The organism is Mycobacterium sp. GA-2829, assembly GCF_001499965.1.
Taxonomy (GTDB): domain Bacteria; phylum Actinomycetota; class Actinomycetes; order Mycobacteriales; family Mycobacteriaceae; genus Mycobacterium.
This window is the reverse complement of record NZ_LQIT01000005.1, coordinates 69,716-94,108: the sequence shown is the minus strand read 5'-3', so window position 1 is coordinate 94,108 and position 24,393 is coordinate 69,716. Positions and strand designations below refer to the sequence as shown.

The following is a 24,393-nucleotide window of genomic DNA, read 5'->3' as shown; positions in this document are numbered from 1 at the left end:
CGACGCCGTCAGTAGGCTCGCGCGATGACCGAGTTGCGGACGGCGATCCTGCGGATGGCGCGCGACCGCGGTCCGTCCAGCAGCATCTGTCCCTCCGATGCCGCGCGTGCCGTCGGCGGCGAACAGTGGCGCGACCTCATGGACGACGCCCGCGACACCGCCCGCGAGCTGGCCCGCGCCGGCGAGGTGGAGATCACCCAGAAGGGCGAGGTGGTCGATCCCGACACCACCTGGAAGGGCCCTATCCGGATACGCATCCGGCGCGCATAGGGAAACGCCCGATTTATCGGCCCGCCACGCTCCCTAGCGTCGACCCCAGACCTCTACGGTCGAAAGGGGACTCCGATGGCACACCGTCTCGCGTCACGCCGCCTGTGCACCGCCGGGGCGGCCGTCCTCTCGCTGGCGGTCGTCGGCGCGCCGGGTACCGCCGCGGCCGCTCCCGACACCTGCGTGCAGGGGTACGTCTGGCGGGAGGCTTCACCGAGCGACCACGTCTGTGTCACCCCTGGCGAGCGAAGCGCTGCGGCACAACAGAATTCGCAGGCCGCTGCGCGTAAGGAGCCGGCCGGCGGGGCGTACGGCCCGGACACCTGCAAACAGGGTTTCGTCTGGCGCGAGGCGTTTCCCGGCGACCACGTCTGTGTACCGCCTGCCGAACGCGACCAGGCCGCCGCCCAGAACGCCGCCGGGCCGCAACGGGTCGTGAAAGCCGACCCGGCACCGCTGCAGGGCCCGGGCGTGTCCTGGGACCAGACGCCCGTCGGCGGGCTGACCGCCCACATCCAGGACCGCAGCGGGAAGGCCGCGCAGTGCACCTACACCTCGGACTGGTACACGCGCAGCTTCTTCCTCCCCGCCAACGGCACCTACGATCTGGTGATCTTCCCCGCGGTGCCGAAGTTCCAGAACTGGAACGTCACGGTGTCGTGCGACAACGGGACGAAAACCCAGACCACCACGTTCTTCTGACCCCGCTAGCGGTGGACGACCCGGTCGGCCTCGGCACGCGCCTGCGCGGCGATCTTCTCGGCGAGTTCGGCCTTCCACTGGATCTCCTTGAACCGGCCCATCGATTCGATGATCTGGTCGAAGTCGATGTCCTGCTCCGCCATCGCCTCCTCGGCCCCGGGGCCGACCCGCATGATCAGCATGTAACGCGCCATTTTCGTCTCTCCTTCGGATGTGGTGAAGGGCGTTTCCATCGTGCCCTCGTACTGACGTCGAACGAGGGCGCAGATAATCGACACGACGAGAAAAAATTGTTTCGAGTTTTTCGGCGCAGCCGGTCACCGCAGGCCATCTGAGTAATATTCGCCCATGTCCGTCGCAGATCTCGTGCTGATCGGGACCGTTCTCACCGTCGACGACGCGCAACCCACCGCTGAAGCCGTCGCGGTGTCCGACGGGCGCATCGTGGCGGTGGGGGCCCGCGCCGACGTCGAATCCTGGATCGGGTCCGACACGGAGGTCGTCGACGTCGGGACGGGTTGTGTGCTGCCGGGTCTGGTGGAGGCGCACGGGCATCCGTTGATGGAGGCGATCGCGCTGGGGGAGCGGATGGCCGACATCCGGCCGGTCACCATGACCTCGGCCGATGAGGTCGTCGCGGCGGTGCACAAGGAGGTGGCCCGTCGCGGTCAGCAGGGCGCCTACCTCAACGGGTGGGATCCGTTGCTGCAGAACGGGTTACCGGATCCCACCCTGGCGTGGCTGGACGAGATCGCCCCCGACAGTCCGCTGGTGATCCTGCACAACTCCGGGCACAAGGCGTTCTTCAACAGCGTCGCGGCCAAACGGGCGGGCCTGCACCGCGACATCCCCGACCCGAAGGGCGCGCGCTTCGGCCGCGACGCCGACGGCGACCTCGACGGCACCGCGGAGGAGACGGCGGCGGTGTTCCCGCTGCTCGCCGGCGTTGTCTCCCCGAGCGACTATCCGTCGATGCTGGTCGCCGAGTGCGCGCGGCTCAATCGTGCGGGCCTGACGACGTGTTCGGACATGGCGTTCGATCCGGTGTTCCGGCAGATGCTCGCCGGCCTGCACGACGAGCTCACCGTGCGGTTGCGCGCCTACGAGATCTCCAATCCGCAGATGACCACCACCGCGCATCCCGGTGACGGCGATGATCTGGTCCGGCAGGTCGGCATCAAGATCTGGGTCGACGGGTCACCGTGGATCGGCAACGTCGACCTGACGTTCCCGTACCTCGACACCGCGGCCACCAGGACCATCGGCGTGGTACCGGGTTCCTGCGGTCACGCCAACTACAGCCGCGAACAACTCCGCGAGATCGTCGGCGCCTACTTCCCGCTCGGCTGGCAGATGGCGTGTCACGTTCACGGCGACGCCGGCGTCGACACCATCCTCGACGTGTACGAGGAAGTGCTGCAGGCACATCCGCGCCCGGATCACCGGCTGCGCCTCGAACATGTCGGCGCAATCACCCCCGAACAGTTGGAGCGCGCGCACGCGCTCGGTGTCACGTGCAGCATCTTCGTCGACCAGATCCACTACTGGGGAGACGTCATCGTCGACGGGCTCTTCGGCCCCGAACGCGGAAACCGTTGGATGCCATGCGGTTCGGCGGTCGCGACGGGTATGCGGATCTCGCTGCACAACGATCCGCCGGTGACCCCGGAGGAGCCGCTGCGCAACATCAGCGTGGCGGCCACCCGCCGGGCGCCGAGCGGCCGAGTGCTGGCGCCGGAGGAACGCCTGACCGTCGAGCAGGCGATCCGGGCCCAGACCCTCGACGCGGCGTGGCAGTTGTTCGCCGACGACGTGATCGGCTCGATCGAGGTCGGCAAGTACGGCGATCTGGTGGTGCTGTCGGCGGATCCGCGCGCGGTGGACCCCGAGGAGATCGCCGACCTCGAGGTGCTGTCGACGTACCTGGCGGGGCGCTGCGTTTACGCCAAACAGGTCTGACAACCAACGTTGTCGTGGCAGGCTTCGGGTATGTCCGAGCTGCCCGAACCGCGCCTCCTCGACGACCGTCTCCGCCACTGGGCGCAGACCGCCCCGGACGGTGAGGCCATCGTCTACCTCGACCGCACGTGGACCTGGGCGCAGTGGGATGACCGGATCCGCCGGCTCGCCGGTGCGTTGCGGGAATTCGGGGTCGGCCACGGGGACGCCGTGGCGTTTCTCGACAAGAACCACCCGGCGTGTGTGGAGACCACCTTCGCCGCGGCGTCGCTCGGCGCGGCCAACGCCGTCGTCAACTTCCGGCTCGCCGGCGACGAACTGGACTACGTCATCAACGACAGCGGCGCCAAGGTCCTCATCGTGGGACGCGAACTGCGCCCGGCGATCGAGCGTGTCCGCGACCGACTGACCAACGTGGAGCAGATCGTGGAGGTGACCCCGGACGGCGTGGACGGTGACGAATACGAGCGGCTGCTCGCCGGCGCCACCCCGGCCGACCGCGGCGCCGACGTCACCCCGGACGAAGTCTGCGTGATCATGTACTCCTCGGGCACCACCGGACGGCCCAAGGGTGTCGAGCTGACGCAGGGCAATCTCATCGCCCATACCGTGAACGCCCACGAGGGCTGGGGTTTCGACGACGGCGACAAGAACATGGTGTCGATGCCGTTCTTTCACGTCGGTGGGCAGTCCTATGTGCAGTTCGGCATCTACGACGGCGTGCCCAGCGTGTTGACCCGCGAGGTGGACGGGGCGTCGCTGGCCGATGCGATCCTCAAGGGCGCCAACCGGACCTTCCTGGTGCCGGCCGTCCTGGCGAAGGTGCTCGAGACCGGGCCGGAGGCGGTGAAGCTGTTCGGCGCGCTCAAGACGTTCTGCTACGGGGCGTCGCCGATGCCGCTGCCGCTGCTGCGCCGGGCGCTGCAGGCGTGGCCGGACACCGACTTCATCCAGGTCTACGGGCTGACCGAGGTGTGCGGGGTGATCAGCCACCTGATGGCCGAAGAGCACCGCGACACCGCGCATCCCGAGCGGCTGGTCAGCGCCGGGAAGCTGATCCCCAGAGCCGAACTGCGCATCGTCGACCCGAACACCGGCGAGGACGTGCCGACGGGCAAACAGGGCGAGTTGTGGTTCCGCACACCGCAATTGATGAAGGGCTACCACAACAAACCGGAGGCGACGGCCGATGCGGTCACCCCGGACGGCTGGTTCCGCACGGGTGACGTGGGGCGTGTCGACGCCGACGGGTACATCTTCGTCGAGGACCGGCTCAAGGACATGATTATCTCCGGCGGCGAGAACGTCTACTCCATCGAGGTCGAGCGGGTGCTCGCGGAGCACCCGGCGGTGACCGAGGTCGCGGTGATCGGTGTGCCGGACGAGAAATGGGGGGAGGCGGTCAAAGCCGTGGTCGCCGTCGACGGTTCGGTGTCCGCGGGCGAGTTGACGGACTGGTGCCGCGACCGGCTTGCCCGGTACAAGTGCCCGCGCAGCGTCGACATCGTCGAGGAACTGCCGCGCAACCCCACCGGAAAGATCCTCAAGAAGGAACTGCGCAAACCGTTCTGGGAGGGCCGCGACCGGACGACGGTGTGAGATCGGCGAGACTGACGGGATGGCTCCCGACCTCCCCGACCTGCCTGATCTTCTCGACCGCCTGCACGTGGTGGCGCTGCCGATGCGGGTGCGGTTCCGCGGCATCACGGTCCGCGAACTCGCGTTGATCGAAGGCCCGGCCGGCTGGGGTGAATTCGGACCGTTCCTCGAGTACGCGCCGCCCGAGGCCGCGACGTGGCTGGCCGCCGCACTCGAGGCGGCCTACACCGCACCGCCCGCCGTCCGGCGGGACCGCATCGCGATCAACGCCACGGTGCCCGCCGTCCCCGCCGCGCAGGTACCCGAGGTGCTGGCCCGGTTCCCCGGCGCCCGCACCGCGAAGGTCAAGGTCGCCGAACCGGGACAATCCCTGGCCGACGACGTCGACCGGGTGAACGCGGTGCGCGCGCTGGTGCCGACGGTGCGGGTCGACGCCAACGGCGGGTGGTCTGTCGAGGAGGCGGAGGCCGCCGCGGCGGCGCTGACGGCCGACGGACCATTGGAGTATCTCGAACAGCCGTGCCGCACGGTGCCCGAGCTCGCCGAGTTACGTTCCCGGACAACGGTTCCCATTGCCGCCGACGAGAGCATCCGGAAGGCCGACGATCCGCTGCACGTGGTGCGGGCAGGCGCCGCCGATGTCGCGGTGGTCAAGGTCGCACCCCTCGGGGGAGTGCAGCCGCTGCTCGACATCGCCGCGCAGATCGACATCCCGATCGTGGTGTCGAGCGCCCTGGATTCCGCCGTCGGCATCGCGCGCGGGTTGTCCGCCGCGGCCGCGCTGCCGCACCTGGACCACGCCTGCGGACTCGGCACGGGAGGACTGTTCGTCGACGACGTGGCCGAGCCGCTGATGCCGGTCAACGGGTACCTGCCGGTCGGACCGGTCGCGCCGGATCCGGACCGGTTGGCGGCGCTGGCCGTGAGCGGCGAGCGCCGGCAGTGGTGGATCGACCGGGTTGCCGAGTGCTTGCAGGTGCTAAAAGGCATGCGCGCGAACGGTTGAACGGTGCGATGATCGCCAGGACGGTAGGGGGCGCCCATGCGTATCGGTCTGATGGATTCGGCGATCGCCGCGCGGCCGACCGCCGACACGATGACTCGCGTCAACTACCTCACCGCCGCCGCCACCGGCTTCGACTCCTTCTGGGTGCCCGATCATCTCAACTCGCTGTTCCCGCGGGCGTTGTGGAGTCCGGAACACACGGAGGCGGCGCGCATCGTGCCGTCGCTCGATGCGTACATGGAACCGTGGACGTTGCTCGGCCACATCGCGGCACGTAACCGCGCGGCACGGCTGCGGTTGGGCGTCGGTGTCACCGACACCGGCCGGCGCAATCCCGCCGTCACCGCACAGGCCGCGGCGACGCTGCACCTGCTGAGCAGGGTCGCGCCATCCTCGGCATCGGTTGCGGTGAGCGCGAAGGCAACGAACCCTACGGGGTCGACTGGAGCCGTCCTGTCGCCCGATTCGAAGAGGCGTTGGCGACCATCCGTGCGCTGTGGGATTCCAAAGGCGCACTGGTGGACCGCGATTCAGAATTCTTCCCGCTGCGCAACGCGGTGTTCGACCTACCCCCGTACAAGGGGACGTGGCCGCAGATCTGGATCGCCGCCCATGGACCCCGAACGTTGCGCGCCGCCGGTCGGTACGCGGACGGGTTCTTTCCCGCATTCGCGCACACCCCGCGCGAGTACGCCCGCCGGTTGGACGTCGTCCGGTCGGCGGCCTCCGATGCCGGCCGCGACCCGATGGCCATCGTCCCGGCGATGTGGGCGATGACCCTGACCGGCCGCAGCCGTGCCGCCGTCGACGAGGCCCTCGAATCGCGAACCATCCGGGCCGGGGGGTTGATGGCCCCGGACGAGTTCTACGCCGAACACGGCGCCACGCACCCTCTCGGCACCGGCTTCGCCGGCGCGCAGGATCTGCTGCCGCATGGCTGGGACCAGCAGACCGCCATCGCCCACGTCGACAAGGTGCCGGTCGAGGTGGTCCGCAACTCGCTGCTGTGCGGCACCCCCGACGAGATCGTGGATCAGGCCGCAGAGTGGCGTGATTGCGGAGTCCGATACCTGGTGATCGCGGACATCACCCTGATGCAGCGCAAGTTCCGTAAGGGCCTGGCCGGTGTCGCGAGCTCGGTCAAGGTCGTCCGCGGCCTCAAGCGTCTCTGAACACTGACGGTCAGTACATGCAGACGTCGGCGATCAGCACCCCCGGCCACCCGGCGACGAGGATGCCGAACGACAGCAGTTGATCGCGGCTGCCGTAGAGGGTCTGCATGTGGTGCAGGTGTTCAGCGCGCAGACCCACCACGAGGACACCGATGACGAGATACGGCAGCGACGCCCATAGGAGCGTCTCCAACACGCCGCCGACGGACACCTCGTGACCGAGGACCCGCCGCAGCGTGCGCATCATGCGAGAAGTCTGGCACCGGAACGCGGCCTCGAGGCGATGAACCGCGGATGTCCTGATCTGTGGGATACCTGGCCTGGACGCCACGATTGCGCCCGTCCACACTGAGCCCATGACCAGGTCGGTGCTGATCGCCGGATTCCCCGGCATCCAAGCCCTCGATCTCGTCGGCCCCTTCGAGGTGTTCACCGGCGCCACCCGTTATCTGGCCACGAAGGGCGCCGACGGCTATGACGTCCGCGTCGGATCGGTCGGCGGCGGCCCGCTCGACACCGGCACCGGGCTGACGCTGCACGCCGAACCCCTCCCAGACCCGAACACCCCCCGCGACACCCTCGTCCTGCCCGGCGGCCGCGGCACCGAAACCGCCCTCGCCGACGGCGAACTCGTCGACTGGGTCCGTGCGGCCGCCCCGCACACCCGCCGCGTGGTCACCGTCTGCACCGGGGCGTTCCTCGCCGCCGAGGCGGGTCTGCTCGACGGCTGCGCGGCCACCACCCACTGGGCCTTCGCCTCCCACCTGGCGGCCCGCTATCCCGCCGTCACCGTCGATCCGGACCCCATCTTCGTGCGCAGTTCGCCGAAGGTGTGGACGGCCGCGGGCGTGACCGCGGGCATCGATCTCGCACTCGCCCTCGTCGAGGACGACCACGGCACCGACGTCGCGCAGACCGTGGCCCGCTGGCTGGTGATGTATCTACGCCGTCCGGGCGGTCAGACCCAGTTCGCCGCACCGGTGTGGATGCCGCGGGCCAAACGTGCCCCGATCCGCGACGTGCAGGAAGCCATCCAAGCCGAACCCGCTGCCGCGCACCGCATCTGCGATCTCGCCGACCGTGCGGCCATGAGCCCGCGCCACTTCACCCGCGTGTTCACCGCCGAGGTCGGCGAGGCCCCCGGCGCGTACGTCGAACGCATCCGCACCGAAGCGGCGCGCCGCCAGCTCGAGGAGACCGACGACACCGTCAGGGTGATCGCCGACCGGTGCGGTTTCGGCACCGCGGAGACCATGCGCCGCAACTTCATTCGCCGCCTGGGCGTCTCACCCGACCAGTACCGCAGAACGTTCGCCTGAAAGGACCGCATCACATGCAGATAGCGATCGTGCTCTATCCGGGTTTCACTGCACTGGATTTCATCGGCCCCTACGAGGTGCTGCGCAATCTGCCCGACAGCGAGGTGCGGTTCGTCTGGCACGAACCCGGACCGGTCACCGCGGACTCCGGTGTCCTCGTCGTGGGCGCCACCCACTCATTCGGAGAGACACCGACCCCGGACGTGCTGCTCGTCCCCGGCGGACCCACCTCGATGGAACACGCCCGCGACGAGGCGCTGCTGGACTGGATCCGCACCGCGCACCGCACCACCGCGTGGACCACGTCGGTGTGCACCGGATCGCTGATCCTCGGCGCCGCGGGCGTGCTGGCCGACAAACGCGCCACCTCCCATTGGATGGCCGTGCCGACGTTGAAGACCCTCGGCGCCATCCCGGTCGGCGACCAGCGGGTGGTGCGCGAGGGCAAGGTGGTCACGGCCGCGGGCGTGTCCGCGGGCATCGACCTCGCGATGTGGCTGGCCGGGCAGATCGCGGGGGAGGCGCACGCCAAGGCCACCCAGCTGATCCTCGAATACGACCCGCAGCCGCCGTTCGACTCGGGGCACCTGTCCAAGGCGTCGGCCGCGACGAAGGCCGCGGCCGCCGCGGCGCTGGGCAAGGACACCTTCGTCACCCACCGCCAACTCGGCCCGTCGACCATGCTGCTGTGGGACGCCGCGCTGCGCGCGGTCCGGTCGAGGGGGCGCCGCGCGAAGTCTGCCTAGGATCGCCGCATGGGCATACCCGAGGTGGATCCGACCGCAGGCTCGCCGATGCTGAAGGTCGGCGCCAGGCTGCTGCGCCCGCGGCCGGTGCGCTATCTCGTTCGTCACATCGTGCCGCGCATCGACCCGCCGCTGCTGCGCATGTCCGGCGGCCGGGTGTCCTCGGCGATGGTCACCCCCGAACTGCTGCTCACCACGGTCGGGGCGAAGTCCGGCGAACAGCGCGTCACCCCGCTGACGTACTTCACCGACAACGGCCGGGTGATCGTCGTCGCCTCGAACTACGGCGGGCGCCGCCACCCCGCCTGGTACCACAACGTGAAGAAACAGCCGCGCGTCACGCTGTCGGCGGGCGGATACGAGGGCACGTTCGTGGGCGAAGAGGTCACCGGCCCCGAGCGCGACCGGCTGTGGGACCTCGCCAAGAACTGGATCCCCAGCTACGCCGATTACGAGAAGCTCACGCAGGGCCGCACCATCCCGATCCTCGCCTTCACGGAGGTCTCCGAGTGATTTCGGCGCGCAAACGTACGCTGGGCGCACGTCAGCGCGCCGAAATCGCCGTCGAGTAGCGTCGGGAGGCGTGAATCTCGCTTACGACGATCGCGGCAGCGGCATCCCGGTGCTGTTCATCGCCGGTCGCGGCGGCGCAGGCCGCACCTGGCACCTACATCAGGTCCCCGAGTTCCTGCGCAACGGCTATCGCGCCATCACCTTCGACAACCGCGGCGTCGGCGCCACCGAGAACGCCGAGGGATTCGGCATCGAGCAGATGGTCGCCGACACCGCCGACCTCATCGAGAAGCTGAACGCCGCGCCGGTGCGCATCGTGGCGGTGTCGATGGGCTCCTACATCGCCCAGGAACTCATGCTCGCCCGCCCCGAACTGGTCCGCTCGGCGGTGCTCATGGCCACCCGCGGCCGCCACGACCGCGCCCGCAACTTCTTCTCCGACGCCGAGAAGGAGCTGACCTCCGCCGGTATCACGCTGCCCCCGCGCTACGACGCCAAAGTCCGTGTGCTGGAGAACTTTTCGCCCAAGACGATCAACGACGACCGGGCCATCGGCGACTGGATCGAGATGTTCACCATGTGGCCGACGAAGTACACCCCCGGGCTGCGCACCCAGGGCGACGTCGGCCCGAAGGAGAACCGGCTGCCGGCCTACCGCAGCATCCGCATCCCGACGCTGGTGATCGGGTTCGCCGACGACGTGCTGCTGCCGCCGCACCTGGGCAAGGAGGTTGCCGACGCGATGCCGCACGGGCGTTATCTGGAGATCCCCGATGCCGGTCACCTCGGCTTCATCGAGCGGCCGCAGGAGGTCAACGCCGCGGCGCTGAAATTCTTCGGGAATATCCTGTAGCGATGAACCCCTCGACGGCACAGGCGCGTGTCGTCGTCGACGAACTCGTTCGCGGCGGCGTGCGCGACGTCGTGCTGTGCCCGGGGTCCCGCAACGCGCCGCTGGCGTTCGCCCTCGCCGACGCCGACCGGGCCGGCCGGTTGCGGCTGCACGTGCGCATCGACGAGCGCACCGCGGGTTTCCTCGCGATAGGGCTGGCGGTGGCCGAACGCGCGCCGGTGTGTGTGGCGATGACGTCGGGCACCGCGGTGGCCAACCTCGGGCCCGCGGTCGTGGAGGCCAATTACGCCCGCGTGCCACTGATCGTGCTCAGCGCGAACCGGCCCTACGAACTGCTGGGCACCGGGGCGAACCAGACCTTCGAGCAGCTCGGCTACTTCGGCACCCAGGTGCGCGCGAACATCAGCCTGGGCCTGGCGGAGGACGCCCCCGACCGGATGGACGCCCTGAACGGGGAGTGGCGCTCGGCGACGTGCCGGGTGCTGGTCGCGGCGACGGGGGCGCGCAGCGCCAACGCCGGCCCCGTGCAGTTCGACATCCCGCTGCGCGAACCGCTGGTCCCCGCCTTCGACGACGACGGGTCCTGCCCGCCCGGCCGACCCGACGGCAGGCCGTGGACCTACACCCCGCCGGTGACGTTCGACCAGCCGCTGGACATCGACCTCACCCCGGACACCGTGGTGATCGCCGGCCACGGCGCGGGTGTGCACCCCAACCTCGCCGACCTGCCGACCGTCGCCGAACCCACCGCACCGCCTGCGGCCAACCCGCTGCACCCCCTCGCGCTGCGGCTGCTGCGGCCCAAACAGGTCATCATGCTCGGCCGCCCGACCCTGCACCGGCCGGTGTCGGCGTTGCTGGCCGACCCGTCGGTCCCGGTGTACGCGCTGACCACCGGGCCGCGCTGGCCCGACGTCAGCGGTAACTCGCAGGCCACCGGTACCCGCGCGGTCACCAGCGGCGCCCCCGAATCGGCGTGGCTGCGCCGCTGCGCGGAGGTCAACGCCCACGCCGTCACCGCGGTGCGCGAGCAGTTGAGAACCCACCCGTTGACCACCGGTCTGCACGTCGCCGCCGCGGTGGCCGACGCCGTGCGGGCGGGCGATCAGCTCGTGCTCGGCGCCAGCAACCCGGTCCGCGACGCCGCGCTGGTCGGGTTCACCCCGAACGGTGTGCAGGTGCGGTCCAACCGCGGCGTCGCGGGTATCGACGGCACGGTGTCGACGGCCATCGGCGCCGCCCTGGCCCACGACAGCACCGGCGGACGCACCATCGCGCTGATGGGCGATCTCACGTTCGTGCACGACAGCTCGGGTCTGCTGATCGGACCCACCGAACCGACCCCGCGCAACCTGACGATCGTGGTGTCCAACGACAACGGCGGCGGCATCTTCGAACTGCTCGAACAGGGCGATCCGCGCTTCTCCGACGTGTCCTCCCGGGTGTTCGGCACCCCGCACGACGTCGACGTCGGCGCGCTGTGCCGGGCCTACCACGTGGAGAACCGCCAGATCGAGGCCGCCCAGCTCGCCGAGGCGCTCGACGAACCGCACGACGGGATGCGCGTGCTGGAGGTGAAAGCCGACAGGTCGTCGCTGCGCGCGCTGCACGCGTCGATCAAGGCCGCCCTGTGAGGCTGCCCGACCGGGTCGCCGCCATGCGGCGTGCGGTGATCCCGCATCTGTACGGCGTCGAGGACGAGACGCGCGCGGAGCGGATCATCCGCCGGGTCCGCATCGGCGTCATCCTCGCGGCGTGTCTGGTGACGCTGCAGTCGGTGCTGATGGTCGTCGGCGCCTGGCGCAACGACCGCCAGATCGAACGCCACATGGGCGTGGCCGAGGCGACGGTGCTCAGCGCCGGGCCGCGCCGCTCGACCATCGAGTTCGTCACCCCCGACCGCGTCACCTACCGCCCCGAACTCGGCGTGCTGTATCCGTCCGAACTGGAGACCGGGATGCGGATCTACGTCGAATACGACCGCAACAACCCCGATCTCGTGCGGGTGCGCGACCGCAACGCGTCACTGGCCATCATCCCGGCCGGCTCGATCGCGGTGGTGGGCTGGCTGGTCGCCGGCGTGGCGCTGGTCGGTCTGGCGGTGCTGCAGAAACGCCTGGCCCGCGAACCCGAAACCGTCTGAGGCTGTTTGGCCGCCGCCGCGCCGGGTATCGCCCCGCGCGACGGAAGGAGCCAGCATGTCGATTCTGGACTCAGCCAGGAACCGCGCCATGCACCTGGCCGCAGGCGTGGTCGACAAGGTCGTCGAGAAGGCCCCCGACGCGGCGAACGGCCAGTCGGTCACGATCAACGCCGACGTCGTCGAGGTCGAGGAACTCTGGCGCGACGCCCGCCGCATGTCGGTCGTGCTCGGCGAACTCGGCGACGTGGAGTACACCCAACCGGACCGTTACCGGTGGCACCTGCACGCCGGACCGGTCTCGACGACGTGGGAGTCCGAGATCCACACCGACCCCGGCGGGCTGCGCTTCACCGGCGACGACGGTAACGAGATTCTCGTCGGTTTCCGGCCCGCGCCCAATCATCTCGGCACCGAGGTCACCCTCAAGACCAAGACCCCCGCACCCGATCTGCTCTCCGGTGCGCTCGCCTTCAAGGTGCTCTACCGCTGCCGGGCGCTGCTGCAGACCGGCGAGGTCCCCACCATCCGCAACAACCCGAGCGCGCGCCCGTCGGCGCGGTAAGGAAGACCCCTCATGCGCGCACTGTGCTGGAACGGCGTCAACAACCTGTCCGTCGAGACCGTCGACGACCCGGAGATCCTCAACCCGCACGACGTCATCGTCGAGGTCACGCTGACCACCACCTGCGGATCGGATCTGCACTTCATCGACGGCTATCTGCCGGGTATGCGCGCGGGCGACGTGTTCGGCCACGAGTTCATGGGCCGGATCGTCGAAACCGGCCGCGAGGTCCGCGACGTGCGGGTCGGTGACCGGGTGGTGGTGCCGTCCTTCATCGGCTGTGACCGGTGCTGGTACTGCGACAACGACCTGTACTCGTGCTGCGACACCACCAATCCGAATGCCGAACTGCAGCAACCACTCCTGGGCTATCCGTCCGGCGGCATCTACGGGTACACGCATCCGTTCGGCGGCTACGCCGGTTCCCACGCCCAGTTCGTGCGGGTGCCGTTCGGCGACACCAACTGCTTCCCGATTCCCGTCGACATCACCGACGAGCAGGCGCTGTTCCTGTCCGACGCCGTCCCGACCGGGTTCATGGGTGCGGACTTCTGCGACGTCAACGGCGGTGACACCGTGGCGGTCTGGGGTGCCGGCGGGGTGGGGCTGATGGCGGCCAAGAGTGCGCTGCTGCTCGGCGCCGACCGCGCCATCGTGATCGACCGCATCCCCGAACGCCTCGCGCTGGCCCGCGAATATGGTTTGGAGACAATCGATTACGCCAACGCCGACAGCGTCCAGGAGACGCTGCGGGAGATGACGGGCGGCCGCGGTCCCGACGCGTGCATCGACGCGGTCGGGATGGAGGGCCACAGCACCGGCCTGCAGCAGGTCTACGACCGGGCCAAACAGCTGCTGCGGCTGGAGACCGACCGCGCCAGCGCGCTGCGGCAGGCGATCCTGGCCTGTCGCAAGGGCGGGGTGGTCTCGGTTTTGGGTGTCTACGGGCTGACCGACAAGTTCCCGATGGGCGTGGTGACCAACAAGGCGCTCACGATCAGATCCGCTCAGCAGCACGGTCAGCGGTACATGCCGCGGCTGTTCGACTACGTCGAGCAGGGCGACCTCGACCCGGCGAAGTTGATCACCCACGACCTGCCGCTCGAACAGGGCGTTCGCGCCTACGACATGTTCAAGAACAAGCAGGACAACTGCATTCGCGTGGCGCTGCGCCCTTGACCTAGGTGGTCGCGACCAGGTTCGCCAACCAGTTCTGGTCGCTGATGTCGAGGACTTCGTCGTTGACCAGGTCGTACACGGTGGGTGTGCCGATATGGTCGGCGTTGACCTGGGCGAGCAGTTCGACGTTGAGGTCGGTCATGTCGACGGTGTCGACGGCCTCGCCGCCGCCGCGGATCGCCTGCACGCCGGGGGCTGGGATGCCGCTGCGCTGCGCCATGTCGGCCATCTCGTCGTTGGACGGGCCCTGTCCGCCGGGTTGCTGATGCGCCCACAGGTCCTCGACGAACGCCTGGAAGGTGACCGCACGCGGTGCCGCGTCGGCGGCGGCGAACATCGCGTTGCTCACCCGCGCGGAATGGTCGGTCTCGCGGTCGAGGAACGTCACGGGCCGGTAGATGACCGCCAACTGCCCGAGGCTGATGTAGCTGGTCATCTCGCTGCCGAAGTCGGCCTGCAGCATGGCGCAGTGCGGGCACTGTGGTTCGGTGAACACCTCGATCTGCGCCGAGGCGTCCGGATCGCCGACGAGGATGCCGTAGCCGTCCTCGGTCACGGCGGTGCGGGGCTGGTTGGGGTCCTGACGGGCGATGCCGGCGACCTCACGCGTGCAGCCGACGGTCAGCAGCACCAGCGCCGCGGCGACGAGCGCGATCCAGATCCGCACAGGGAAACGGTACCGCCCCTGGTCTTCGTGTCACGTATGCCGCGACGCAACCTGGCGGTCAGGTTGCGCTGAGAGCCTCGGCTCGTGCGCGTTGCGATCGTCGCAGAGTCCTTCCTCCCCAACGTCAACGGCGTCACCAACTCGGTGCTGCGGGTGCTCGAGCATCTGCGGCGCACCGGACACGAGGCGATAGTCATCGCCCCGGACACCCCCCGCGGGGAGCCCCCGGCCGACCGGGTGCACGACGGGGTGCGGGTCCATCGGGTGCCCTCGCGGATGTTCCCGAAGGTGACGTCCCTGCCGCTGGGAGTGCCGCGGCCCCGCATGCTGGGGGTGCTGCGCGGATTCGACCCCGACGTGGTGCATCTGGCGTCGCCGGCGCTGCTCGGGTACGGCGGGGTGCACGCCGCGCGTCGCCTCGGGGTGCCGACGGTCGCGGTGTTCCAGACTGACGTCGCGGGTTTCGCGCAGAGTTACGGCATGGGGGCGGCGTCGCGGGCGGCGTGGGCGTGGACGCGCCATTTGCACAGCCTCGCCGACCGCACCCTGGCGCCGTCGACGTCGGCGATCGCCGATCTCGAGGCGCACGGGGTGCCGCGGGTGCACCGCTGGGCGCGTGGTGTGGACGTCACCGGGTTCGCACCGTCGGCGCGTGACGAGGGGTTGCGCCGACGGTGGTCGCCCGGCGGCAGGCCGATCGTCGGATTCGTCGGCCGGCTGGCGCCGGAGAAACACGTCGAACGGTTGGCGGCGCTCAGCGCCCGCGACGATGTGCAGGTGGTCGTCGTCGGCGACGGCGTCGACCGTGCCGAACTCGAAAACCTCATGCCGACAGCGGTTTTCACCGGTGCGCTGTACGGCGACGCGCTGGCGGCGGCCTACGCGAGCATGGACGTGTTCGTGCACCCGGGGGAGCACGAGACGTTCTGTCAGGCGGTGCAGGAGGCGATGGCCTCAGGTCTGCCGGTCGTCGCCCCGAACGCCGGCGGCCCACGCGACCTGGTCGCCCCGTACCGCACCGGCCTGCTGCTGGAGGTCGCCGATTTCGAGCACCGGCTGTCGGAGGCCGTCGGCCATCTCGTCGACGAGCGGGACCGTTACTCGGTCGCGGCGCGGCGCGGCGTCCTGGGCCGGACCTGGCCGGCGATCTGCGACGAACTCATCGGCCACTACGAGGCGGTCGCAGGCATCCGTGGGGTCAGGGCCGCCTGATCCACCCGTGTCAGTCGGTCGGCTCAGCGTCCGGGCGTGTCGCCTTTTCGGCGGCCTGGCCGCCGTCTTCGCGGGTGAGCTGCGGGATCAGCCCCCCGGCGAGGACGTACTGCGCCTGCCGGGGTGAGAGGCGATGGCGCACTTCGAACGTCGAGTCCTTGCTGACGTTCCGTACGGAGAAGGTGTCGGTGCCGTTGACGGCGTCGTGGAGGCCGCTCAACGCCAGGGTGTCGTCCTGGTCGATCCGGTCGTGGTCGTCGGGGTCGACGAACTCCAGGGCGAGGACGCCGAAGTTGGCGAGGTTCTGCCAATGGATCCGGGCGAACGACTTCGCGATGACGACCCGCAGGCCCAAGTGCCGCAGCGCGATCGCGGCGTGCTCGCGTGAGGACCCCTGGCCGTAGTTCTCCCCGCCGACGACGATGTGTCCGGTGTCGCGCGCCTGTTCGGCCCGCTCGGGATAGGACTCGTCCACCTGCGTGAAGCTGAACTGCGCGAGCTTGGGGATGTTCGACCGATACGGCAGCGCCCTGGCGCCGGCGGGCGAGATCTCGTCGGTGGAGATGTTGTCGCCCACCTTGAGCAGCACCGGCGCCTCGAACTCGTCGAGAAGTTGTTCCGGGTCGGGCAGCCGCGAGATGTTCGGCCCCTTCACCGGGGTGATCTTCTTCGCCTCGTCGGGGTCCAGCGGTGGAACGAACATCGCGGTGTTGACCGAGTTGCGTTCGGGCATCTCCAGCGTCGGGTAATCCACGCCCTGGTCGCGCGCCCAGTCCCGCGGATCGGTGATGACCCCGGTCAACGCGGAGGCGGCGGCGGTCTCCGGCGAGCACAGCCAGACCTTGTCCTCCTTGGTTCCCGACCGGCCGGGGAAGTTGCGGGGCATGGTGCGCAACGAGTTGTGTCCGGTCGCGGGGGCCTGGCCCATCCCGATGCAGCCCATACAGCCGGCCTGGTGGATCCGGGCGCCGCTGATGACCAGCGAGGTGGTCGCACCCATCTTCGTGAGATCGGTCAGGATCTGCCGGGAGGTGGGGTTGATGTCGAAACTCACGGCGGGCGAGGTCTGCCGACCGTCGACCATCGCCGCGGCGATCGCGAAGTCGCGAAGCCCTGGGTTGGCGCTGGAGCCGATCACGACCTGGGCGATCTCCTCGCCGGCGACCTCCCGGACGGGGACGACGTTGCCCGGCGAGGACGGCTTGGCGATCAGCGGCTCGATCTGCGACAGGTCGATGGTCTCGTCGATGTCGTAGGTCGCGCCGTCGTCGGCGACCAGTTCGATCCAATCGTCCTCGCGGTCCTCCGCGCGCAGGAAGTCGCGGACCGCGTCGTCGCTGGGGAACACCGTGGTGGTGGCCCCCAATTCGGCGCCCATGTTGGCGATGACGTGGCGGTCCATCGCGGTCAGACCCGCCAGGCCGGGTCCGTAGTACTCGATGATGCGGTTCACCCCGCCCTTGACGTCGTGGCGGCGCAGCATCTCCAGGATGACGTCCTTGGCCGAACACCATTCCGGCAGTTCGCCTTCCAAGCGGACACCCCAGATCTCGGGCATGCGGAAGTGCAGCGGCTTGCCGGTGATCGCGACCGCCACCTCGAGTCCGCCGACGCCGATCGCCAGCATGCCGAGGGAGCCGGCGGCGGGGGTGTGGGAATCCGAGCCCACCATCGTCTTGCCGGGGATGCCGAAGCGCTGCATGTGCGTCGGGTGCGACACCCCGTTGCCCGGCTTGGAGAACCACAACCCGAAGCGTTGCGCCGCGGTACGCAGGTACTCGTGGTCCTCGGCGTTCTTCTCGTCGGTCTGCAGCAGATTGTGGTCCACGTACTGCACGCTGACGTCGGTGCGCGCGGTGTCGAGGTCCAGCGCCTCGAGCTCCTGCATGACCAAGGTCCCGGTGGCGTCCTGGGTGAGCGTCTGGTCGATGTGGATCGCGATCTCTTCGCCGGGGGTCATCTCCCCGGATTCGAGATGCGCTTCGATCAGTTTCTGGGTGACATTCGCCGGCATACCGTCTTCCTCCGCCGTTTCAGGCAGGTTTACCGGGTCGGTAGCCCGTCAAACAGCGGCCTACCCCTGCGCCTCGACCGCGACGGGCTGCCATTCCTCCCACGTCGCCAGCCGGCTCTCGTAGTCGGCCTTGGCGATGCTCAACGGCACCTCGCCGAAGAACACCCGAAGCGGCGGGTTCTCCGCGTCGACGACCTTGAGGATCGCGCTCGCCGACGCCTTGGGATCACCCGGTGTGGCATTGCGCTTGCTGCGGGCGGCCTGCGCCTGCGCCTTGGCCTCGTCGTAGTCGGGGATCGGGGTGGCGTGCTTGGCCGACGGGCCCGCCCAGTCGGTGGAGAACCCGCCCGGCTCGACCAGCGTCACGTGCACGCCGAACGGCGCCACCTCCTGCGCCAGCGCCTGCGAGAACCCCTCCAGCGCCCACTTCGACGCGTGGTAGATCCCGACGTTGGGGAAGGCGCTGATCCCGCCGATCGACGACACCTGCACGATGTGGCCGCTGCGCTGCGCCCGCAGGTACGGCAGGGCGGCCTGGGTGATCCAGAGCGCTCCGAACACGTTCGTCTCGATCTGGTCGCGCGCCTCCTGTTCGGAGAGCTCCTCGATGAACCCGAACTGTCCGTAGCCGGCGTTGTTGACGACGATGTCGAGGCGTCCGAAATGGTCGTGCGCCTGTGTGACGGCGGCGAAGTCCGCCTCGCGGTCGGTGACGTCGAGCGCGATGGGCAGCAGCGCGTCGCCGAACTTGTCGACCAGATCCGTCAGGGTCGCGGTGTCGCGTGCGGTCGCCGCCACCCGGTCACCCCGCTCGAGTGCGGCGATCGCCCATTCGCGGCCGAATCCGCGCGATGTACCAGTGATGAACCAGACTTTTCCACTCATACCCGCTAACAAGGGCGGCGGCGTCCCCCATTCCCGAAGCCAGGACATTCACAGGTAGCGTCGGCGTCGTGAGCCGGGCGTCGTTGGACAAGAACCCCCATGAGGTCGCGTCGATGTTCGACGCGGTGGCACGCCGCTACGACATCACCAACACCGTGCTCTCGTTGGGGCAGGACCGGTTCTGGCGTCGGCAGACCCGCGCGGCGCTGGGCATCGGACCCGGCGACAAGGTGCTCGACCTCGCGGCGGGCACCGCGGTCTCGACGGTCGAACTCGCCGCCTCCGGCGCGTGGTGCGTGGCCGCCGACTTCTCGGTGGGGATGCTGTCGGCGGGACGCGGGCGCGACGTGCCGAAGGTGGCCGGGGATGCGACGAAACTGCCGTTCGCCGACGACTCCTTCGACGCGGTGACGATCAGCTTCGGCCTGCGCAACGTGGTCGACCACGTCGCGGGTCTGCGGGAGATGGCGCGGGTGACGCGGCCCGGCGGCCGGTTGGTGGTGTGCGAGTTCTCCACGCCGACCAACCGTGCGTTCGCCACGCTGTACAAGGAGTACCTGATGCAGGCGCTGCCCCGGATGGCGCGTGCGGTGGCGTCGAATCCCGACGCCTACGTCTACCTCGCCGAATCGATCCGGGCCTGGCCCGATCAGCCGGGTCTGGCGCAGCGGATCGCGGACGCGGGGTGGTCGCAGGTGCGGTGGCGCAACCTCACCGGCGGGATCGTGGCGCTGCACGCCGCGGTCAAACCCTGACCGTCAGATGTTCGACGTGTCGGCGGGTGCGTTCGGCGGCTGCTGGGTCGCCGAAACATCCTCGACCGCAACGGGTTCCAACCCCAGCGTGTAGGCCGTCATCGACAGCGACCCGTACGAGTAGCCGTCGACGAGCACCCGCGCCTCGTCCTCGCCCGCGGCAGCCAGCCCGGCCAGGTACAGCCACGGGATGAAGTGGTCCGGGGTCGGCACCGCGATCCCGTAGTCGGCGTGCCCGGTCAGCCCGGCGGCGCCGGACGGATCCGACAGGATCTGCTCTCGGGCCGCGTCGTCGAAGCGCTGCGCCCAATCGAATCCCGTGGCGAGGTTCCAGTCCATCGCCCTCAGGTTGTGAACGACGTTGCCGCTGGCCAGGATCAGCACGCCGCGCTCCCGCAACGGGGCCAGCTTCGCACCCAGGTCGAGGTGGTAGTCCAGCGGTTTATCGGCGTTGATGGACAGCTGGACCACCGGGATCGACGCATCGGGGAAGGCGTGCACCAGCACCGACCAGGTGCCGTGGTCGATACCCCAGCTGTCGATGTCGGCGCCCACCCACGTCGGGTGCACCACCTCACTGACCTCGTCGGCCAAGTCGGGTAGTCCGGGGGCCGGATATCGCACGTCGAACAACTCCTGCGGGAACCCGTAGAAGTCATGGATCGTGCGGGGCCGCGGCATCGCGGTCACGGCGGTCGCGTTGATGTACCAGTGCGCGCTGACCACGAGGATCGCCCGCGGTTTCGGCACCGCCGCCCCGAAGGCGCGCCACGCCGCGGTGTAGCGGTTCACTTCCAGCGCGTTCATCGGACTGCCGTGCCCGATGAACGCCGCAGGCATGGGCGTCACGTCACCAGTTTCGCCGCGACGGTGACCACGCGGGTGGCCATGTGGTCGAGCGCGGCCAGCGTGGCGTCGTCGAGGTCGTTCTGGTTGTGCGGCCCGGTGACGTGGCTGACCCCGTAGGGGTTGCCGTCGGCGAATTTCAGCCCGTCGGTGTAGCCCGGCGGCACGAGGATGCCCCCGAAGTGCATGAGCGAGGTGTACATCCCGATCAGCGTGGTCTCCTGTCCGCCGTGCACAGTCTGGCTCGAGGTGAAGCACGCGTACACCTTGTCGGCCAGTTTGCCGTGCGCCCACAGACCTCCGAGCGAGTCGAAGAAGGCCTGGAACGGCGACGCCGTACTGGAGAAGCGGGTGGGGGAGCCGAAGATCACCGCGTCGGCCCAGACGACGTCGTCCCCGCTGGCGGCCGGAAGATCTTTGGTCGCTTCGTAATTCGCTGACCAGGCGGGATTCTCGGCGAACGTCTTGGGGTCTCTGGTCTCGGCGATGTGGCGCACCCGCACGTCGGCGCCTGCGCGTTCGCCCGCCGCGGCGAGGCGCTCGGCCATCTTCGTGCCGTGCCCGGTCGCCGAGTAGTAGATCACTGCAAGTTTCGTCATGTCTCCGGACGATAGCCGGGCGGCCGCGGCGCGTTGAGGTGATACCGCACCCCGAGCATCCGGATCACGAAGCACACGCCGGCCGCGGCCAGCGCCGTCGCCAGGTTGTACACGTCGAGCCGCATGATCAGCACCGTGAGCAGCGCGGCGATCAGCGCCGGGATCGCGTAGAGCTCGCTCCGCAGCACCGTGGGCACCTGTCCGACGAGGGCGTCGCGGATCGTGCCGCCGCCCACGGCGGTGATCACCCCGAGCAGCGCCGCCGGGGCGACCCCGAGCCCGTAGGCCAGTGCCTTCATGGTGCCGATGACCGCGAACACGCTCAGCCCGATCGCGTCGAGCGCGGTGATCGACATCTCCCAACGCGCCAGGACGTGGTTGAGCGCGAACGCGATCAGCGCCCCGCCCACCGCGAGGATGAAGTACGGCCAGTCCACGAACGTCGCGGGCGGGATCGCCCCGATCAGCACGTCACGGATCACCCCGCCGCCCAACGCCGTCATCATGCCGAGCGTCACCACACCCACGACGTCGAGGTGGGTCGCCCGCAGTGCCGTCAACGCCCCGTTGAGCCCGAACACGAACGTGCCGGTCAGATCGAGTGCGAACAGCAGCGGCGGTTGGGTGTTCACCGGTCCTGCCTATCACGGGTCTCAATAAGCGCGGCGCAACCGCATCCCCAACGGCCGCCCGTCGGGGTCGAGCACGATGCGATAGGCCGGGATGGTCAGCCACCGGTGCCGGGCGGGTGGGCGGTCCCGGTCGTGCCGGAACTCGTGGTGACGCAGGCGGCCCGGCGGCCGCTGCCCGCGGCACCCGCCGGCGTGCCAGGCGTCGAGCGCGGCGGCCTCCGCGCGGACGGTCGCGGCGGCCCGGTCGGGGTCGAGCAGGTCGGCATCATCATCGAGCTCGAGGTGTTCGCGCATCAGGTCCAGCCGCAACCGGCGCGCGAATCGCCGTGCGCCATCACCCAATCCACCGGGGTCGGCGGGTGCGCGGGTGTCCCGCTCGTCGTCGATGACGGCGGCGGCCAGTTCCGAATCATGGGTCCACGAGCGGTTGTTGAGGTTGTTGCTGCCCACCACCGCCCACACGTCGTCGACGATGCACACCTTCGCGTGCACGTAGATCGGCCAGCCCTCGGCGTTCTCGATGTCGAAGATCTGCACCCGGTCCCCGCCGGCGGTGCGCACCATCGCCATCGCCTCGAGCTGACCCATCTCCGCCGCCCTGGTCGCCACCTTCTGGTCGACGCGGCGCGGCACCACCGCGATGAGATGCAGATCCGGTGACCGGCGCAACGCCGCGGCGAAGATGCGCGCGACGTCGACCGACCACAGGTACTGGTCCTCGACATAGATCAGCCGCCGCGCCCGGCGCAGCGCCTTGGCGTAACCGCGGGCGACGCTGCGCTCACCCAGCGGGGCGAACGGGTGCGCGGGCCTGCGACGCGGATAGGTGCGCAGCAGTTGCACCGCACAGTCACCGGCGACCGGCGGGTCGGGCGCCGGTTCGGGAAGCGGTGTCGCCGTGCGGCGGGTGCGGTACACGAGGTCCGAGACGACCTGCCACGGCAGTCGGCTGGTGAGGGCCGGATCGTCCCAGCGTTCCCGGAACACGTCCTCGACCTCGCGGACGGCGGGTCCGTGCAGCCGCAGCTGCAGATCGTGGCGGGCCGGGGTGGCGCCGTACAGGTCGTCGGACGCGTCGGGTTGCGGGTCACCGCGGTGGCCGGCGTCGTCGCGGCTGCCGCGGTCGAGGTCGATGCCGCCGACGAACGCCACGTCCTCGGACGGCCGCCCGGCGTACCGGATCACGACCGCCTTCTGGTGGTGGCTGCCGAGCGCCCGGATGCGTTGGTCGAGAAGCACTTCCACACCGGCCGTGGATACGGTCCTGGCGAAGTCGCGGTTCTGTTCGAGGTGGTACCCGAGCGCGCCGATGTGGGCGCGCCACAACAGCACTCGTACCGTCGCGCCGCGTCGCGCGGCCGCGCAGAGCGCATCGGCGACGGTCGGTCCGTCGTCGGTGAGTCGTTCGTCGGCGTCGGCACGCCACCCGGCCATCAGGATCAGGTCCCCGGACCCGGCTGCGGCCAACGCCTCGGCGAGTGCGGCGAAGTAGGTGCGCCCGTGCAGCAGCGGCGTCACCGAATTCTGCGTCGTCCACGCCCGTAGCCGGGTGGCGTCGTTACCGCGTTCCCCGGCGGCCAGGAACCATCCGTTGATCGCCGTGTGCCGTCGGGTCCGCAGCTCGAGGACGGCGTTGAGTTGCGGCAGCAACTCCTCGGCGTTCGGTGCCGCGACCACACTGACCCCGGGCAACTCGTCGCCGCGCACCGGGCGGTAGGTCCGGATGAAGTCCTCGCGCAGCGCGATCACTGCGACCCGGCCCGGATGTTCGCGCGCGAACCCCGCGAACAGGTGGGGGTCGGCTCCGGCGTCGTCGCCCAACAGGATCCACCGCCGGTCGGGATGCTGTTCGGCCAGCCGGTCGAGCGCCGCCCGCTTGGGCGCCAGACTCTGCCCGACGAGCCAGCCCGGGGCGAGGTCACCGCCTGCGGTGAGCGTGGTCCCGGGCGGGTAGCCGGTGTTGTCGAGGACCTCCGCGATCACCTGCGCGGACAGGTCGGGGGCGGCGGTCAGGTAGAACACCTCGGGCGTGAGCTCGGACTCGGCGAGATGGCGTACCAGATGCGGCATGCCCAGCACCGACCGGCGGTCGCGCGGACTGCGATTGAGCAGCGCCCGCACCCGGCCCCACTGCCTGCGCACATGGGTGATCGGCAGGACCCCGTCGACGTCGCACACCACACCGAATGCGGGTCCGTCGGGTGGGATCGGCACCCTTGAATTGTGCCCCGATCGGGCCGCGGTCACCGGATTCGCGCGAAAAAGGTTGCGGCGAAGGGCGATCAGGCTCGTGACTCCCACAACCGTAGGCTCTGCTCACCCACGGTCGGGTCGTGGGTCTGCTGGAAGTTGCGCCCGCCGCGGCGGTAGGTCGCCAGCACCGCAGGCGGCAGCTGCGGTTCGAGAAACGGGTCGGCCAGCCACCGGCAGGGCCGCACGTGGACCAGGTCGACAGCCGTTGCGGCAGCGGTGTCGTCGCGCCGGTACGGGCCCGCGATGCGGCCGAGCCAGAACAGTCCGTCCGGGTCGCGGGTCCACACCAGTGCGCCGTCGGCGATCTCGGCGAACCGGGCGATGCGGCGCGTCAGGCGCTCCCCGTCGACGCCGAGTTCCCCGAATCCGCACACCCCGAGCCGACGGGCCCGCTCGATCGTCCGCGCGACGTCGATCCCGTCGTCGCGGGACCGCATCGGCGCCCGATAGACCGCAACCATGTCCGCCATCTTGCGGGATATGCTCGCACCGACCGGCGACGGGAGT

Annotated in this window: 25 protein-coding genes and 1 pseudogene; 16 read left to right on the top strand and 10 right to left on the bottom strand. The window is 69.7% G+C overall.

Going from position 1 to position 24,393, the window contains the following annotated elements:
- Nucleotides 1-24: 24 nt before the first annotated feature.
- Together AU194_RS04640 and AU194_RS32125 are read left to right on the top strand one after the other, a co-directional pair.
- On the top strand, nucleotides 25-270 hold the full coding sequence (locus AU194_RS04640) for a DUF3253 domain-containing protein (protein WP_059088061.1): 246 nt from the start codon (nucleotides 25-27) through the stop codon (nucleotides 268-270).
- Between the two features lie 75 nt (nucleotides 271-345).
- Complete coding sequence (locus AU194_RS32125; protein ID WP_059088060.1) at nucleotides 346-972, top strand: hypothetical protein; 627 nt, start codon at nucleotides 346-348, stop codon at nucleotides 970-972.
- A 5-nt stretch (nucleotides 973-977) separates the two neighbouring features.
- On the opposite strand, the gene AU194_RS04630 is transcribed toward AU194_RS32125, so the two are convergent.
- Nucleotides 978-1,166, bottom strand: a complete 189-nt coding sequence (locus tag AU194_RS04630) for a hypothetical protein (protein ID WP_059088059.1) — start codon at nucleotides 1,164-1,166, stop codon at nucleotides 978-980.
- 154 nt (nucleotides 1,167-1,320) lie between these two features.
- Between AU194_RS04630 and AU194_RS04625 the strand changes: the two genes are divergently transcribed.
- The 4 genes and pseudogenes from AU194_RS04625 to AU194_RS04610 all read left to right on the top strand — a co-directional run bounded on the left by AU194_RS04625 (nucleotide 1,321) and on the right by AU194_RS04610 (nucleotide 6,708).
- Nucleotides 1,321-2,931: an amidohydrolase gene (locus AU194_RS04625; protein WP_059088058.1), complete on the top strand. Its 1,611-nt coding sequence runs from the start codon at nucleotides 1,321-1,323 to the stop codon at nucleotides 2,929-2,931.
- A gap of 30 nt (nucleotides 2,932-2,961) precedes the next feature.
- Nucleotides 2,962-4,530 (top strand): long-chain-fatty-acid--CoA ligase, encoded by a 1,569-nt coding sequence (locus AU194_RS04620; RefSeq protein WP_059088057.1) that lies wholly within the window; start codon nucleotides 2,962-2,964, stop codon nucleotides 4,528-4,530.
- Between the two features lie 19 nt (nucleotides 4,531-4,549).
- Nucleotides 4,550-5,536, top strand: coding sequence for an o-succinylbenzoate synthase (locus AU194_RS04615; RefSeq protein WP_059088056.1), 987 nt, complete (start codon nucleotides 4,550-4,552; stop codon nucleotides 5,534-5,536).
- A 36-nt stretch (nucleotides 5,537-5,572) separates the two neighbouring features.
- Nucleotides 5,573-6,708: pseudogene (locus AU194_RS04610) on the top strand (LLM class flavin-dependent oxidoreductase).
- A 10-nt stretch (nucleotides 6,709-6,718) separates the two neighbouring features.
- On the opposite strand, the gene AU194_RS04605 reads toward AU194_RS04610, so the two are convergent.
- A complete protein-coding gene (locus AU194_RS04605) occupies nucleotides 6,719-6,955 on the bottom strand; it encodes a hypothetical protein (RefSeq protein ID WP_059088055.1) in 237 nt (78 codons plus the stop codon).
- Nucleotides 6,956-7,064: 109 nt separating this feature from the next.
- Here AU194_RS04605 and AU194_RS04600 point away from each other — a divergent pair, with 109 nt between their 5' ends.
- The 8 genes from AU194_RS04600 to AU194_RS04565 all read left to right on the top strand — a co-directional run bounded on the left by AU194_RS04600 (nucleotide 7,065) and on the right by AU194_RS04565 (nucleotide 14,023).
- Entirely contained in the window at nucleotides 7,065-8,027 is a 963-nt protein-coding gene (locus tag AU194_RS04600) for a GlxA family transcriptional regulator (protein WP_059088054.1), read from the top strand.
- Between the two features lie 14 nt (nucleotides 8,028-8,041).
- Nucleotides 8,042-8,773, top strand: a complete 732-nt coding sequence (locus AU194_RS04595; protein WP_059088053.1) for a DJ-1/PfpI family protein — start codon at nucleotides 8,042-8,044, stop codon at nucleotides 8,771-8,773.
- 9 nt (nucleotides 8,774-8,782) lie between these two features.
- A complete protein-coding gene (locus tag AU194_RS04590; RefSeq protein WP_059088052.1) occupies nucleotides 8,783-9,286 on the top strand; it encodes a nitroreductase/quinone reductase family protein in 504 nt (167 codons plus the stop codon).
- 70 nt (nucleotides 9,287-9,356) lie between these two features.
- Entirely contained in the window at nucleotides 9,357-10,139 is a 783-nt protein-coding gene (locus tag AU194_RS04585; RefSeq protein ID WP_059088051.1) for an alpha/beta fold hydrolase, read from the top strand.
- Between the two features lie 2 nt (nucleotides 10,140-10,141).
- The gene (gene menD, locus AU194_RS04580) at nucleotides 10,142-11,773 is read left to right on the top strand and encodes a 2-succinyl-5-enolpyruvyl-6-hydroxy-3-cyclohexene-1-carboxylic-acid synthase (RefSeq protein WP_059088050.1); all 1,632 of its coding nucleotides are present in this window, start codon (nucleotides 10,142-10,144) and stop codon (nucleotides 11,771-11,773) included.
- A complete protein-coding gene (locus AU194_RS04575; protein ID WP_059088049.1) occupies nucleotides 11,770-12,282 on the top strand; it encodes a DUF3592 domain-containing protein in 513 nt (170 codons plus the stop codon). Before menD ends, AU194_RS04575 begins: the two co-directional genes overlap by 4 nt.
- Nucleotides 12,283-12,337: 55 nt before the next feature.
- A complete protein-coding gene (locus AU194_RS04570) occupies nucleotides 12,338-12,844 on the top strand; it encodes a hypothetical protein (RefSeq protein ID WP_059088048.1) in 507 nt (168 codons plus the stop codon).
- A gap of 12 nt (nucleotides 12,845-12,856) precedes the next feature.
- Entirely contained in the window at nucleotides 12,857-14,023 is a 1,167-nt protein-coding gene (locus AU194_RS04565) for a zinc-dependent alcohol dehydrogenase (RefSeq protein WP_059088047.1), read from the top strand.
- A 1-nt stretch (nucleotide 14,024) separates the two neighbouring features.
- Here AU194_RS04565 and AU194_RS04560 read toward each other — a convergent pair whose 3' ends face one another.
- A complete protein-coding gene (locus AU194_RS04560) occupies nucleotides 14,025-14,690 on the bottom strand; it encodes a thioredoxin domain-containing protein (protein WP_059088046.1) in 666 nt (221 codons plus the stop codon).
- A gap of 84 nt (nucleotides 14,691-14,774) precedes the next feature.
- Here AU194_RS04560 and AU194_RS04555 point away from each other — a divergent pair, with 84 nt between their 5' ends.
- Complete coding sequence (locus AU194_RS04555; protein WP_059088045.1) at nucleotides 14,775-15,902, top strand: glycosyltransferase family 1 protein; 1,128 nt, start codon at nucleotides 14,775-14,777, stop codon at nucleotides 15,900-15,902.
- A 10-nt stretch (nucleotides 15,903-15,912) separates the two neighbouring features.
- Here the strand turns inward: AU194_RS04555 and AU194_RS04550 are convergent, their stop codons facing one another.
- Together AU194_RS04550 and AU194_RS04545 are read right to left on the bottom strand one after the other, a co-directional pair.
- Nucleotides 15,913-17,916: an aconitate hydratase gene (locus AU194_RS04550; RefSeq protein ID WP_059088044.1), complete on the bottom strand. Its 2,004-nt coding sequence runs from the start codon at nucleotides 17,914-17,916 to the stop codon at nucleotides 15,913-15,915.
- A 60-nt stretch (nucleotides 17,917-17,976) separates the two neighbouring features.
- Nucleotides 17,977-18,801, bottom strand: a complete 825-nt coding sequence (locus tag AU194_RS04545; protein WP_059088043.1) for an SDR family oxidoreductase — start codon at nucleotides 18,799-18,801, stop codon at nucleotides 17,977-17,979.
- A gap of 68 nt (nucleotides 18,802-18,869) precedes the next feature.
- Between AU194_RS04545 and AU194_RS04540 the strand changes: the two genes are divergently transcribed.
- Nucleotides 18,870-19,556 carry a demethylmenaquinone methyltransferase gene (locus AU194_RS04540; protein ID WP_059088042.1) on the top strand — a complete coding sequence of 229 codons (687 nt, stop codon included), beginning with the start codon at nucleotides 18,870-18,872 and terminating at the stop codon, nucleotides 19,554-19,556.
- A 3-nt stretch (nucleotides 19,557-19,559) separates the two neighbouring features.
- Here AU194_RS04540 and ygiD read toward each other — a convergent pair whose 3' ends face one another.
- The 5 genes from ygiD to AU194_RS04515 all read right to left on the bottom strand — a co-directional run bounded on the left by ygiD (nucleotide 19,560) and on the right by AU194_RS04515 (nucleotide 24,347).
- On the bottom strand, nucleotides 19,560-20,396 hold the full coding sequence (gene ygiD, locus AU194_RS04535; RefSeq protein ID WP_059088041.1) for a 4,5-DOPA dioxygenase extradiol: 837 nt from the start codon (nucleotides 20,394-20,396) through the stop codon (nucleotides 19,560-19,562).
- A 5-nt stretch (nucleotides 20,397-20,401) separates the two neighbouring features.
- Nucleotides 20,402-21,001 (bottom strand): NAD(P)H:quinone oxidoreductase, encoded by a 600-nt coding sequence (gene wrbA, locus AU194_RS04530; RefSeq protein ID WP_059088040.1) that lies wholly within the window; start codon nucleotides 20,999-21,001, stop codon nucleotides 20,402-20,404.
- Nucleotides 20,998-21,633 carry a trimeric intracellular cation channel family protein gene (locus tag AU194_RS04525; protein ID WP_059088039.1) on the bottom strand — a complete coding sequence of 212 codons (636 nt, stop codon included), beginning with the start codon at nucleotides 21,631-21,633 and terminating at the stop codon, nucleotides 20,998-21,000. The genes wrbA and AU194_RS04525 overlap by 4 nt, the downstream gene beginning before the upstream one ends.
- Nucleotides 21,634-21,654: 21 nt before the next feature.
- Entirely contained in the window at nucleotides 21,655-23,847 is a 2,193-nt protein-coding gene (locus AU194_RS04520) for a phosphatase domain-containing protein (protein WP_197417512.1), read from the bottom strand.
- 68 nt (nucleotides 23,848-23,915) lie between these two features.
- Entirely contained in the window at nucleotides 23,916-24,347 is a 432-nt protein-coding gene (locus tag AU194_RS04515; RefSeq protein WP_231743165.1) for a GAF domain-containing protein, read from the bottom strand.
- Nucleotides 24,348-24,393: the final 46 nt, after the last annotated feature.